Genomic DNA, 14487 nt, shown 5'->3' on the forward strand with positions numbered 1-14487 from the left:
GCAAAGGAAGATTCGGGCTAAGCATGAGGAATGCGTTTTTTACGATTTCGTCCTGGAATTATCTCCACTATTCCCGGGCGCTTGCGTCTTCGTTTGCTCGCCACCATCCAGACTTTTCCTGCATACTTGCCATCGCTGACACACATCGGGAAGACCTGGAGAAGGACGCCTTTCCCGAGTTCGACGCCCATATTTTCTTCGACGATCTCGATCTGCCCGATCGTCGGGCCTTCAGTTTTCGCTACGACGTCATGGAACTCAACACCGCGATCAAGCCGACCGTATTCCGGCGGCTTTTCGCCGAAGGTTTTGACCGCGTCATTTACCTGGATCCGGACATCCTTGCCTATCGCCGTTTCGACGAGATCTTGCAGGCGTTCGACGAGGGGGCGACGTCCATCCTGACGCCGCATGCGCTGGCCCCCAACCTCCATCCCGAACGCCCAAACGACCTGACCTTCATGCAAGCCGGGATTTACAATCTGGGATTTCTGGCCCTGGCCAGGACGGACGAGACGTCAGCCTTGCTGGAATGGTGGGAGACGCGCCTGCGAAACGAGTGTGTCGCCAATCGCCTGAGCGACGGGATTTTCGTCGACCAGAAGTTCATGGACCTGTGGCCGGCCTATTGCTCGGGCACGCACATCTTGCGCGATCCGGCCTACAACGTGGCGTACTGGAACCTGGATACCCGCACGATCAAAAGGATGGGTGGGAGATACGAGGTCAACGGCTCTCCACTCGCGTTCTTTCATTTCAGCGGGATCACTCCCGGCGACCAGAGTGTCCTGTCAAAGCACCAGCAGCGGTGGAAGCCAACGTCGACCAAGGAGTTGGAAAACCTGTTGGCCGATTATCACGACCAGTTGGAGGCCTATGGGGCAAGCAGGTTTTCTGCAGTGCCTTATGGCTTCGGGACGTTTTCCGACGGTACCGATATTCCGAGCCTGGCGCGAATTGTCTATCGCGAGAAGCTCGAGCCTTTCGAGGGCGATCCCTTCACCCTGATGCCCGACCATCTCGACCGTCCAGCCGACGTCAATCCGAACCCTGGTGGCGTGGTCACGCAGCTTGCGCACGCACTCTGGACGACGAGGCGCGACCTGCAATCCTACTTCCCCCTCCAGGAGGGACGATCCCAGATAAACTATGCCGACTGGTACATGTCCGGCGGCGCATCGTCGGCCGGGATTCCTTCCAGGTTCACGAAAACGGTCGCCGAAAGAATGAGCCAACTTGGGTCTGCGAAGACCGGCCCAAACGCAATGGCGGACGTCTCCGCCAAACAAACCTCGATGATTGCAAGGCGGGTTGCGCGTCGTGCTTATCGAACTCTCCTAAGAGCCCAACCTCACATTCGCTGGCTCTATGGAATGGTGCCCCCGGCCAGGCGAAAACAATTTCTCGATGCGATGTTCAGGCGTGCTTGGCCCACGAATTTCGATACGACAACCCAGGCTACGCTTGCGCCTGGTCTATCCCTCATCGGTTACCCTTTTTCAGAGACGGGCGTCGGTGAAGCCATGCGTTCGCTGGCCCGATCGATTGAGAGCGCGGGCATCAATTACGATGTCACGAATTTTGACGAGCAAGTTCTTTCGTCGCACAGGGACAGAGCCCTGACGCACCGCATCGCTGCCCGGCCATCCAAAATGGTGAACGTTTTCTGCGTAAACGCCGACATGCTGGGTTCAACCATTCAGGGCGTCGGCGTCGGTGTTCTGCACAACAGATACAATATCGTCCGGCCTTTCTGGGAACTGCCTCTGATCCATCCGCAATGGCTGACCAGCTTGCAGAGTGTGGACGAGATTTGGGCCCCCACGGCCTTCGTCCGCGACGCGTTCATAGCCGGTACGGACCGTCCTGTCGTGCACATTCCAGTGGCTATTTCCGTTCCGCCAAACATCGAGGCGAACCGGGAGCGCTTCCAGATTCCGAAGGATTCCACGGCATTCTTGTTTGCGTTCGATTTTTCGTCCTACCCGGACCGAAAGAACCCGGATGCCGTGTTGCAGGCCTATCTTCGCGCGTTCGGACAGGACCGCGATCGGCGGGTTTCCTTGATCATCAAGACAATGGGCAATAGCCCGCACAAACGAGCAATTCTGAATTCAATTCGTGGCCTGGCGCAGACCGACAAGCGGGTTGTCTTGATTGACGAAATTCTGACTCGAGCCGAAACCTATTGCCTGACGAAATCATGCGATGTCTTCATTTCGTTGCATCGATCGGAAGGTTTTGGATTGGGAATTGCCGAAGCCATGGCCATGGGCAAAGCGGTCATTGCAACGGACTTTTCCGGAAGCACGGACTTTGTCAGCACGCAGACTGGTTTTCCTATTCCATACCGATTGATCGGCGTGGAGCCCGATCAATACCCGTATTTCATAGAAGGGCAGAAATGGGCCGATCCCGACATAGACGAAGCTGCTCGGGTCATGGCGCAACTTGCGGATAATATTGAGGCCGTCACCGCGGTCGGCGAGCGTGCCCGGACCTACATGGCTCAAGTGCATAGCCCGGAGGCAGTCGGCAAGGTGATCGCAAATCGCCTTCAAGACGTCCAAGGATACAGGAATTCCATCCTGAATACCTAGAGCAGGCGAGGACGCCGTCCCGAGACGCGTGGGATGAGCTGCGTGCGGTCGCAGCCCGATCGAGCGGGCAGGGCTTTGTGGGCTTGGGATGGTGATCGGGCGTTTGCGGAACAGCAGTAAGCTGGTGTTAAGCTTTCGGTAACCCTCCTAAGTCGAAGACCAAAAAAGACATTGGCTTCTCGTGCCCTCCATAGATGCTAGGGCTGGCATCGAGTCGAGGAGCAAGACTACAATGGCCACCGTCCTGAACGCCTACGGCGTTGCACTCCCCTACAGCGGATCCTCGGTAAAATGGTACTCGGCCACGAATTCCGGCCCGGCACTCTATGGCAGCATCTACAACGACTCGCTCTATGGCGACGGCAACGTCAGCGTCACGATGTATGGCGGCAAGGGCGATGATATCTACTATCTGTATTCCACGAAGAACAAGGCGGTCGAGCTGGCCAATGAGGGTGTCGACACCATCTCGACCTGGATGAACTACAGGCTCCCGGCGCATTTCGAAAACCTCACGGTCACGGGCGACAAGCACTATGCTTTCGGAAACGAGCTGAACAACATCATCACCGGCGGCTCCGGCCAACAGACGATCGACGGCTTGAAGGGGGACGACGTTCTCAAGGGCGGCTCCGGGGCGGACATTTTCGTCGTCGCCCCCGGCAACGGCAGTGACCTGATCCTGGACTTCAGCGCCGACGATACGGTGCGCGTCGGGAGCTACGGCTTCACCTCCTTCGACCAGGTGCACGCCAACATGGTCCAGTCGGGAGCGAATGTCCGACTTGATCTATCCGGCAACGAGTTTCTTGTCTTCGCCAACAAGACGATCGACCAGTTCGCCGCAAGCCAGTTCGACCTGGCCTTGGACAGGTCGCATCTGCAACTCACCTTCGCGGACGAGTTCAACACACTGAACCTGCGGAATGGCTCGAGCGGCACCTGGAACACGAACTTCTGGTGGGGAGGCTCCAACGGCAGCTCGCTCACCGGCAACGGCGAGCTTCAATGGTATATCGATGCCAATTACGCCCCGACGAGTTCCGTCAAGCCGTTCAGTATCGAGAACGGTGTTCTCACGATTACCGCCGCCAAGGCCCCTGACGCTATCAAGCCCTACATAAACAACTACCAATACACGTCAGGTTTGCTGACGACGCACGACTCCTTCGCGCAGACCTATGGCTATTTCGAAATTCGGGCCGACATGCCCGAAAAACAGGGCGCGTGGCCGGCCTTCTGGCTTCTGCCGGCGGACGGCTCCTGGCCCCCGGAACTGGACGCCATAGAGATGACCGGTCAGGATCCAAACAAGCTCCTTCTGACAAGCCACACGAACGAGACGGGAACTCATACGACAGTATCCTCCACGCCCTATGCCGCGGATACCGAAGGGTTCCACAAATACGGGGTGCTGTGGACGGAAAACGAACTCGTCTGGTATTTCGACAACGTCGAAGTCGCGCATGCCCCAACGCCTGCCGACATGCACGAGCCGATGTATATGCTGGTCGATCTCGCGGTTGGCGGCATCGCGGGAACGCCCGCCGACGGGCTTGCCACACCGGCGGAAATGCAGATCGACTACATCCATGCCTACTCGTTGCACGATTGGATTGTCTAGGCGCAACCTGATGGTGGGTCGGGCAGGACACGGATTTGCGCAGCGGAGTGGCGACCGGACTCCGCGATGTCCAGATAAATATCGGGACCAGGCATAAGCATGCGATCAAGGGCGGCAACGAAGCGCGCCTGACCGCCAATCCTAGAACACGCCACCAATGCCTATGCCCGCACCAATGTCCGGCGGGGGCGCTGCTGGGCGTTGCGGGACGGCCTGCGAGCGTTTCGCGGTCTTGCGGCCGGAGCCGGTTTGCGACGGGCCGGCATCCGACGCGACCTTAGCCGGCTTGGCCTTTACGATGACCGGCTGCTTGCAAATTCTGCCGGAGCGCAGAAAGAGATCGCCGAGCAGTCCGACGGTCGGCTCCGTCGTCGACGTAACCTGTTTGGTGTTTTTGTAATAGTCGGTGAGGGCGCGGATGGAGCCGGTGCCCCAATCGCCGTCAACCTGCATCCGGTAGCAACCCAGGCGACGCAGTTCCGTCTGAATGCTGCGCGCAAGATCGCCAGCCTTGTCCTTTTCCGCTTCGCCCGGCGAAGCGCCGACAATGAGGGTTTCGAGGCCGGAGACGACGTTTTGGCGAGCGTCCTCAACGCTTTCAGTTGGCGACAGATTGGCGACCTGAGTGCCAACCGGCTCAGGTACCCCGGTTGATGGTGCGGGAATCTCGACCGACCGCAACGTCTGCCCGACGACGAGCACGGCAGTTTGCAGGTCGCTGGAGGCAAGCTCGACCTGCAATCTCTTCTTGGCGATGGGGTCGGCCAGAATTCGCGAAAGGCTTGCGCTCAACTGTGCCGGATCGAGTGCCTGCTGCTCCGTGAAATAGAACTGCTCGCGCAGGTTCGATTGATCCCACGGCACCTGACGGCCAACCGTCAATGCCTCGGTTTCGTTGCGGACGCGGATCATCATGTCGGAGACGCTCAGTCCGGGGATCTCGAGATTCTTCAGCAACGCGACGGTGAACGGGCTGTTCTCGCCGCCGCCATCGGCCGTGACATTGCCGGGCTGCGTCGCAAAGGCAACGAACGTGTTCTCACCGACGTCAACTTGCGCCAGACCATTGCCGGCACCGGCGCCGGGACCGAGCGGATTGTTGCGGCACGCGTCCAGGAATATGAATGTCTGGCGGTCCCGGCGCGCGTACCTGGCGATGACGTCATTCAGCTTGATGGCGCTGGCCACCAGTTTTTCCAGGCTTTCGGGGTCGGGCGTATCGACCGGGAGCAGGTAGTTTTCACCATTCAACTGCACGCCATGGCCGGCATAGAAAATCAAGACTGCACTGGCGGTCGGCAACTTTGCATCGGCGTCTCGAAGCAGTTTGGCGAAACCCTCGGTCGAGAGATCAGTTCCCGTCAGGACTTCGAAATTCAGCCGTTTCAGGCTCTCCGAAAGTCGTGTGGCATCGTTTGCCGCATTGGGGAGATGCTCTAGGCGGGTGCTTTGATAGTTCGAATTGCCGATGACGATCGCCAGCCGGTTGCGGGGCTGCGGCGACGGGTTCTGCTCGACCGCGGCGCGAGCGCCGGCCCAGCCAAGAAGCACGAGAAGCAGAAGCAGCGGGATGCGAAGCAGGAGTTTGTGGCAATGGGTCATATCAGTATGCCCGTTCCGGTCTGCGTCAATCCTGGTCTGCAACCTTCGAAGCGCACCCCACGCAAATACAGTCATGCCTGAGCGTATGGACCCCGTGCCGCCAAAGGCCAGCAAAAATTTATACCAAGAATCGTGTCAAAGATAGGGAAAACGGGTTTGTATGCTCTCGGATGGACTGAGGAGGACGCGATGCCGATCAAGATCAACCTTGCGCTGCCGGTTTATGGAGCAGCCTACAAAAGCGTGTTCGTTCGCAGCCTCTTCGCGGCCCTGACCCACAAGAGCCTGTCCAGCTACGCCTTCTCGCTGTCGGAAATCGAGTACACGGATATCCCGTTTTCCCGGAACTACCTGCTGACCAATTTCTACTACAACAAGCCGGATTGCAGCCACATCCTGATGATCGACAGCGACATGGGCTTTTCGCCCGATCTCATCGCGGCGATGCTGGCGCTGGACAAGCCGGTGGTCGGCACTTTGTATCCCCGGCGCCTGGTCGATCTTCGCAAGCTCCACTCACTGTCGAAACTGCCCTTCGACAAGGCCTTTGCGCGGAGTCTGGAGTTCCTCGGAACCATCATTGAACCGCGGCAGGAGATGGGCGGCTTTGTCCGGGTATCGCTATGTGGCACGGGTATTTTTTTGATTTCCCGTGACTGCGTGACGACCATAATTGAGAAACTGCCCGAAACGGTGAACCGGTCGCGCTACAGAAACAACAAATACACCGCGCAGTTCGAGAGCTTTCTGACGCCGTTTTCAAAGATCGTGACGCCGGACGTGGATTTGCCCACCGATTTTTCTTTCTGTCACCGCTGGGCGCAGCAGTGTGGCGGCGAAATATGGGCAAGCTACAATCGCAAGGTTGCTCATGCGGGAGACCTGACCGTTTCCGCGGCCTATTCTGATCTCTAAGATGTGCCCTTTGAACTGTGAACATGGGTGTAAAAAGCTCGCTTTGAGCTTTTCTATAGTGACCTTCTCGCCACAGATGGCCTTATAGTGGTCCGAGGGCGAACGTCTAACCATTGCCGCAGAGCAGCCCGCCACGTACACTCAAGGTCAAGCAAGTCGACGAGCCCCATCAGATGGGTCGGGGACCTATCTTAATTGCCTTAATTTGTGACGGTATCGATTTCTCGTAAGGTGGAGTCGAATGAGAGTGCCGCGCGAGGCCTATCAGTTGGCAGGTGTTTCGCTGCTCGCGTTGGCGGCAGCATCCACTTTCCAAATATCTGGCGCGGCAGCCTGCTCCGCTGCCGCGAGCGGCACCGCGACAACGGTCGGCTCAGGCATCTCGGCCGTGACGACGTTCGAAACGACGTCGGTCACGGTCAAGTGCACAACAACCGGAAATGTCCAGGACATCAACGGCGCATTCACGACAGGGTTCAAGGGTTACCAAGGGCAAGACAACAGCTCTTCGACTGTCATTGTCAACAATTATGACGGCAATGGCGACGACATTGTAAACATCGTTGGCGGCATCCTGGACAACATTACGGCTACGCCTGACGTAAGTGACCTGCCGCCGATAACGTCGGAGGTAACGACCACCTTGGAGCCGGGAGCGGGGACCGTCCAACTCCTTGGCGGCAACGACCAGTTTGAGATGTCATATGGGGATTTCGACGGCGAGCCATTCGGCCCCAACGTCATGGCCAATCTCAATACCGGGGCGGGCGATGACAAGGTAGTCATCCAGGCCGGCAGCATTCAGGACATCGACCTTGGCGAAGGCAATAATTCGCTGGAGATGACCGGCGGTCAAATCAACGGTTCAGTCTTCGGCGGAGATGGCATCGACACCATCACCATTGGCAGCGATACAAGCGTCGTCGATGGCGCCGGCGGCGTTGTCACCGGATCTGTTTTCACCAATGGCGGCGCCGATATCGTCACCATCAAGAACGGCGCCATAGTTTACGGCGACTCGGAAGGAGGAGGTTCTATCGGGCTTGGCGACGGCGACGACCATTTCACCATGACCGGTGGCATCCTCGACGCTAGTCTGAGCGGTGACGGAGGCAACGACACGCTGATTGTCAGCGGTGGCGCGATCCACAGCTACGTGACCGGAAACGCAGGCGACGACCAGATCACGATCAACGGCAATGCCGCGCTCGATCTCTACGTTGATGGAGATATCGGAAACGACACGATAACGGTCGGCGGCAGAGCCACCATCGGCGGCAGCATATTCGGCAACGAAGGCAACGACACCGTCAACATCAACGGCGGCACCATCGGGACGACCGCGTCTCCGGGCATCGTCGACCTCGGCGACGGCGCCGATATTTTCAACATGACCGCGGGCCGTGTAACCGGTTCGGTTTTCGGCGACGGCGGCGGCAACACCTATGACGTGAGCGGCGGTAGGATTGACGGTTCGATTTTCGCCGGCAGCCAGAACGACAAGGTCACGATCTCGGACAACGCCAGTATCGGGATCGATCTTGGTGAGGGTGGGGACGGTGTCGATTCTGTCGGCCTGGAAGATGGCAACGACAGCTTCCTGATGACCGGCGGCACGCTCGGGGGCGCCGTGAGCGGCGGCGCGGGCAATGATACGATCGATCTGCGCGGCGGCACGATAAACAGTTTCATCGAAGGCAATGACGGCAACGACCGGATTTTTGTATCCGGTGGCGTAGTAACGGGTGAAATCATCGGTGATCTCGGCAACGATACAATCACCATCAGCGGCGGAACGATCGCTGGGTCGGTTTCCGGCAATGACGGCGATGACCACGTCAACATCTCGGGCGGCACCATCGGCAGTTCGGTCAACGGCGGCACCGGCAACGATACGATGACCGTCAGCGGCGGCACTATTACTGGGAACGTAACTGGCGACGACGGCGATGATACCGTAGCCGTCTCCGGCGGAACCATCCACGGCAGTGTCAGCGGCGGTGCCGGTTTCGACCAGGTTTCAGTTTCGGGCGGCACCATCGAGGGTGGCATCGACGCAGACCACGTCCATCTCTCCGGCGGCACGATTGGCGGCAGCATCACCGGAATCGGCGCCAACACGCTGATCATCGATAATGTGGGCACGGTCGATCCGCTCAACCTTGCCGACGAGGTCCTGTTCAGCGGCACGGGAGCCAACGGCACCGTCACCGGCACCGACCTCGCTGCCGGCGGCAAGAGCCAGAACTTCACCGGCTTCGACAATTTTTCGGCCAACGCCTCCACGCTCCGCTTCAGCGGTGGCACGCAAGGCATCAACCAGCTCAATCTCGGCAACGGCTCGACGCTGTTCATCAACGGCAACGTCACCATGCCAGGTTCGATCGTCGCGACGAATTCGCTGATCGACATGACGGACGGTGCAGCCAACGACGTGTTGACGCTCGGCGGCCTCACCCTCAACGGCGCCAGTATCAGCCTCGACATCAACCAGCAGACGTTGCAGTCGGATCAACTGGTTGCCAGCGCGTTTTCGGCCACCGGCGCCAATACCATCATCGTCAATCTGCTGGGCACACCGCAATTCGCCCAGGCGACCGATATCCCGCTCATCGTCTCGACCGGCGGACCGGTTGCCGGAACCTTCAGCGTCGAAGGAATTCCCGGCACGCCGGGTTCGCTTTTCACCTATGAAATCGTAACTGGCCCGAATGGCGGCTTGTTCCTGCGGGCCACGCCGGCCAATTTCGGTATTGCCGCGGCGCCCACCAGCGCCACCAACGCCGGCGCGGTCACGGTGGCAATCGACGCCCTCTACGGCATAAACCGTGATGCTATCGATGCTGACCTCAACCTCTCGCCGGCAACCGGGGGTGCAATGGTGCCGGTTTCGTCCAGCTTTGGCGTCTTCGCCTCCGGCCAGTTCGCCCATACCGAGCATGACGGCTACGACATCAGTGGCGGTGGTTTGAATGGCCCCGGCCCAAGCTTCGATGCCAATGATTTTTCGGCCGCCATCAGCCTGGATTTCAATGCCGCCAAACACTTCCAGTTCGACAATGAGTATGGCCTGAACCTCGGCGTTTTCGCCGGCTATGCCTCGACCGATGTCAACCTCGGCGGGTTCCGGGGATTTGACGCCATCGGCGAAGGCACCAACAAGGCCGGCATGTTCGGCGGCTACGCGCTGTTCCGCAAGAACTTCAACTACGCGCTGGTCTCCGCTTCCGGCTTCATCGGCGGAAGCGATGTGACGAACGGCGTGCTCGGCACCACCGGCAGCTATGACACCCAGGGCTATGCGGTGACGGCATCGGTCGGCCACATCTTCAAGCTGAGCGAGCGTACCCGTTTCGATCTGCGTGGCGGCCTGCTTGGCGTTTCGTTCCGTGGTGATCCCTACACCGACAGCGGCGGCAACGAGTTCGGCAAGAGCCGGCTTTCTTTTGGCGCGATCAAGTTCGAGCCCGGCATCTATGGCGATTACACGCTGAGCAACGGCATGGTGATCAGCCCCTATGCGCGGGGCGAATTGCAGCAGCGTTTCGGCTACAAGAACACGACCGAAATCGACACCAGGGAGATCGACTTCGACGATGCGGATTTTTCCGCCGCGCTGTCGACCGGCTTCAACCTGAAGATGTCGGAGTTGACCACCGTCAACGGCGAAGTCCGTGGCAAGGCTTCGTCCGACAGTTCCACCGTCGGTGCAAAGCTCGGAGTGAAAATCGCCTTCTAGCTAATGCATGTCGCCCAAAGTAGCCCCGGTTTTGGAGAACGACATGCATAAAACAAAGACCTAAAGCGCGTCGTCTGAATCCATTCAGACGACGCGCTTTCGTGTGGCGGATCCGAAATTCGTGTCACCTGGAAATGGCGCGCCGCGCAATCAGCAGATGCTCGCCAAGCGAGAGCAAGTGTTCTATGCTCTCCATCGACACCGCATGGTCGTGATGTCGATACGGAAGTCTGTTGTCATAGGCAGGGGGGTTCCATGTTCGAAGTCGTCGGATTCTGGTGGAAATCACGGTCAAGAAGTTGGCTCGCCATAGAGACGCTTGGCTTGATCGTTGCGCTTTCCGTGTTGCTTTTGCCCGGACTGGGAAGCGCGAACGCACAGCCGAACTGGACGCTCGATCCGACCGCTTCGGTACTCACCTATCAGTCGGTCAAGAAGAACACGATCGTCGAAACCAACAAGATCAGGAATATTTCCGGCAGCCTCAGTTCGGCGGGCGATGCCAAGGTCTCCTTCGACCTCAATTCGGTCGATACAGGGGTCGACCTTCGCAATGTCCGCATGCGGTTCCTTTTCTTCGAGACATTCAAATTTCCGACCGCTGAATTGACCGCGAAGGTGGATCCCGCGGCGTTTGCCGACCTCGCGACCAAGCGGCGCGTGAAGGCCGTTCTTCCATTCCGTCTCAACCTGCACGGGGTCGACAAGGATCTCTCGGCCAACATCGTGGTGACCATGATTAGCGACAACATGGTGTCGGTCGCGTCGGAGGCTCCTGTTGCCGTGCATGTGGAAGATTTCGGGCTGCTGCCGAACGTCGACAAACTCCAGCAGGCGGCCAATGTGACCAATATTGTTCCGACGGCTTCGGTGTCGTTCGATTTCGTGTTCACCGCTGACGGCAGCAAACCTGCCACTGTGCAAACCGTCGTGGCGAGTGCTGCCGACGTCGGCCCTGTCGCCACCGATGCGGCGAAGACCAACTTCAGCGACGAGGAGTGCCTCAACAGGTTCGCGGTGCTGTCGCGCACCGGAGCTATCTACTTTCGAACGGCGAGCGCACGGCTCGACAGCCAAAGCCGCCCGCTGCTCGCGGAGGTCGTCGGTGTCGTTGGCAAATGCCCGGGCCTGAAGGTCGAGGTTTCCGGACACACCGATTCCGATGGGTCGCCTGTCGAGAACAAGCTCTTGTCGGAACGCAGGGCCCAGGCCGTTGCCGACGCCATCGTCGCCGCGGGCATACCTCGCACGCAGATCACGGCGACCGGCTACGGCGAGGATCATCCGGTTGCCGCCAACGACACGCCGAAGAACAAGGCGCTCAATCGGCGGATCGAGTTTTCCGCCACCAAGCTCGTCAACTGAGGAAGGATCTGTTGTCCCGGTGAGTTTCGATCTGATTGCCCGTTGCGGTGGCCTTATGCGCGGCATCGGGCTTGTCGCGCTGGCACTGCTTTTGACTTTGTCGGCTGCCAGTGCCGAACGCCGTGTTGCGCTGGTCCTTGGCAATTCCCAGTATCAGCATGCACCGGCGCTGACCAATCCGGTACGCGACGCGCAGGCCATGGCCGAACGCCTGAAGAGCCTGGACTTCGAAGTCGTTTCCGGCTTCGACCTGACCAAATTGCAGACCCAGACGACGATTGCACAGTTTGCAAAGCAGGTTCGCGGCGCCGATATCGCCCTTTTCTTCTATGCCGGCCACGGGTTGCAGGTTTCAGGCAGCAACTACCTTCTTCCGGTCGATGCAGCGCTTGAGGACGAGACCTCGCTCGACTTCGAGGCGGTGCCGGTGGATTTCGTTCTGCGGCAGATGTCGCGCGAGACCAGCATAAGGTTGATTTTCCTCGATGCCTGTCGTGACAACCCGCTTGCCGAGGTGCTGGCAAAGACCGCCGGCGTCAAGGGAGCAAAAAGCGGCCTTGCCGAAATCCCGATCGAGAACGGTGGCGCCGGCACGCTTGTCGCGTTCGCCACCAGTCCCAGCCAGGTGGCCTATGACGGATCGGGCGAACATTCGCCGTTCGCTTCGGCGCTGCTCGCTCATATGGGCGAAGCCAATGTTTCCATCACCGAAGCGATGAACCGCGTCACCGCCGATGTCTTCAAGGCAACCGCCGGCAAGCAGCGTCCCTGGATCAACGTCTCGCTCACGACCGAGGTCGTGCTGCACAAGATCGATCTCAACGCGCCGCTGATCGTCGGCGAGGCGACCGCTCCACAACCGGAAGGTGGCTCGGAGGTGCGCAATGCCACGGCAAATCCGTCGGGCTCCGGCGACGACGCCCAGCTGGCACTCAATGTGCTGCGTCAGAAAATCCCGAAGCTTGCCTCGGACGATCCTATCTTTTTCAACCACCCTATCGATTTCGGTGATCCCGAAATCGACGGCAAGAGCATTGCCGAGCTCATCAAGAGCAAGCCGCGCTTCAGCCCGGTGGAGGGATTGGACAAATCGGTATGGGAGGGCAAGCACTGCGACGGCTGCCACCAATGGAACGAGGAGCGGCTGTGCGAACAGGCGAAAAATTTCGCCGCTAACGACGTGTCTGTCTTGCGCCTGCAGCATCCGCTTGGAACGCGTTTCAAGGTGGCGCTGGCCAAATGGGCACAAGGCGGCTGCAAGTAAGGCAGGACGGGTGACGGATGCTCTGACGCTCTAAATTAATATGCATCCGCTGATTGGCGCAGCGCCTCGATCTCGGCCATCTGAATGCCCATCTCGACAAATGCCGAAAGAACGGAAAACCGGTCCGCGAGTGCGACACGTGCCAGTCCGGCCAGAATCCCGGCATTGACTGCATGGGCGGCAGGAAAGGGTTGCAAGGCCGATGCCATCGTCGCGGCCCTGGCCGAACCATTGTCACGCCATCCCGCGGCCAGGGCAATCCAGCCGACCGGTGTTGTTGGCGGTGTCGCCGCGGCTGTGCCGACGGCTGCCCGTAGGTGGGGACTGTCCGGTTCACCCACCCAGTCGCGGACAAGCGCGAGCAATTCGTGATCGCTCTCATCAAACAGGTCGGTCAGATGGCTCAGGCATTCATGGGCCCACCAGACCGCGGCCCGCTCGGGAAGCAGGTAGGCACAGAATGTAATCGCTTCCTCGGGAACGCGCCCGGCGAGGAGGCCGCGGCAAAACTCGATCGGTTGCTGTTCGGTTGGAGGGGTTCTCATGTCCCGGGCAATAGCGGGACAAGCAATGAAAAGATCCCGTGCCGTTTTGAATCGGAGCCCGTTGGCCATGACCGCCACGCTTTCATCGAGGAGCTTTGGCCACTCAAGCCCCAGGCGCGGCGCGGGTCAAGTCTCAACCCGTGACGCGGCAACAACTCTCGGCATTGTCGTGCCCCCAGCGCGTTTGTCGACAGACAATTGCCTGGGAATTTGGTATGATCGCAGCCGCTCGAAATCTGGTGCTCAAACAGGAGGAGCCGCTATGCAGTGGAGCAGTTCAGCCTTTGTGTTGGCGGTCGTGTTTTGCTCGACCCACGCTTTCGCCGACCCCGTTCAGAAATCAGAAGACATTGTGAAGTTTTTTGCCGGCGCGGCCGATCTCGGCAAGTCGCGAGGAATTTGTGTCGGCTCCGAGGAGGAGTGCAAAAGCAAGAGCAAGACAAGTGACGCGCCCGAAGGGAAAACCGGCCTCGACATGATGATCAATTTCGGCCTGGATTCGGCCGAACTTGACACGACTGCGCGCGCTGAACTCGGCGAGTTCGCCAAGGCCCTGAAGGACAACCGGTTGAGCAAGTTCAACTTCGTCGTCGAAGGCTACACCGACGCCACCGGCACGGTGCACTACAATGAGGGCCTGTCACAGCGACGAGCGCAATCGGTGGCAGCCTTCCTGACGGCCAGCGGCATCGAGACGGCACGGCTCAACGCGATCGGCATGGGTGAACAGAATCCGCGCAGCCCCAATCCGTACGATCCGGTGAACCGCCGCGTGGAAATGCGGATAAAGACGCAATAGCCGCCCAAAACCACGGCGGTTCTTCGAATGTCGG

Annotated in this window: 9 protein-coding genes; 7 read left to right on the forward strand and 2 right to left on the reverse strand. The window is 59.2% G+C overall.

The annotated features are described in order from the left end of the window. Nucleotides 1-23 precede the first annotated feature (23 nt). Nucleotides 24-2600, forward strand: a complete 2577-nt coding sequence (locus tag AC0ZT5_RS00450) for a glycosyltransferase (protein WP_488494814.1) — start codon at nucleotides 24-26, stop codon at nucleotides 2598-2600. A 232-nt stretch (nucleotides 2601-2832) separates the two neighbouring features. Next, nucleotides 2833-4224 carry an endo-1,3-1,4-beta-glycanase EglC gene (eglC, locus tag AC0ZT5_RS00455; RefSeq protein ID WP_488494815.1) on the forward strand — a complete coding sequence of 464 codons (1392 nt, stop codon included), beginning with the start codon at nucleotides 2833-2835 and terminating at the stop codon, nucleotides 4222-4224. A gap of 141 nt (nucleotides 4225-4365) precedes the next feature. Here the strand turns inward: eglC and AC0ZT5_RS00460 are convergent, their stop codons facing one another. Further along, the gene (locus AC0ZT5_RS00460) at nucleotides 4366-5940 is read right to left on the reverse strand and encodes a caspase family protein (RefSeq protein WP_488494816.1); all 1575 of its coding nucleotides are present in this window, start codon (nucleotides 5938-5940) and stop codon (nucleotides 4366-4368) included. A gap of 75 nt (nucleotides 5941-6015) precedes the next feature. On the opposite strand from AC0ZT5_RS00460, the gene AC0ZT5_RS00465 reads away from it, so the two are divergent. From AC0ZT5_RS00465 to AC0ZT5_RS00480, 4 genes are all read left to right on the forward strand, one after another. Continuing rightward, nucleotides 6016-6741: a hypothetical protein gene (locus AC0ZT5_RS00465; protein WP_488494817.1), complete on the forward strand. Its 726-nt coding sequence runs from the start codon at nucleotides 6016-6018 to the stop codon at nucleotides 6739-6741. 241 nt (nucleotides 6742-6982) lie between these two features. Then, a complete protein-coding gene (locus AC0ZT5_RS00470) occupies nucleotides 6983-10480 on the forward strand; it encodes an autotransporter (RefSeq protein ID WP_488494818.1) in 3498 nt (1165 codons plus the stop codon). Between the two features lie 255 nt (nucleotides 10481-10735). Further along, the gene (locus AC0ZT5_RS00475; RefSeq protein ID WP_477301017.1) at nucleotides 10736-11845 is read left to right on the forward strand and encodes an OmpA family protein; all 1110 of its coding nucleotides are present in this window, start codon (nucleotides 10736-10738) and stop codon (nucleotides 11843-11845) included. Nucleotides 11846-11864: 19 nt separating this feature from the next. Then, nucleotides 11865-13109, forward strand: coding sequence for a caspase family protein (locus AC0ZT5_RS00480; RefSeq protein ID WP_488494819.1), 1245 nt, complete (start codon nucleotides 11865-11867; stop codon nucleotides 13107-13109). Between the two features lie 35 nt (nucleotides 13110-13144). On the opposite strand, the gene AC0ZT5_RS00485 is transcribed toward AC0ZT5_RS00480, so the two are convergent. Next, on the reverse strand, nucleotides 13145-13723 hold the full coding sequence (locus tag AC0ZT5_RS00485; RefSeq protein ID WP_488494820.1) for a DUF6931 family protein: 579 nt from the start codon (nucleotides 13721-13723) through the stop codon (nucleotides 13145-13147). A gap of 193 nt (nucleotides 13724-13916) precedes the next feature. Here AC0ZT5_RS00485 and AC0ZT5_RS00490 point away from each other — a divergent pair, with 193 nt between their 5' ends. Then, complete coding sequence (locus AC0ZT5_RS00490; RefSeq protein ID WP_488495260.1) at nucleotides 13917-14453, forward strand: OmpA family protein; 537 nt, start codon at nucleotides 13917-13919, stop codon at nucleotides 14451-14453. The last annotated feature ends 34 nt before the right edge of the window (nucleotides 14454-14487 follow it).

The organism is Mesorhizobium sp. CNPSo 4670 (genome assembly GCF_057784235.1).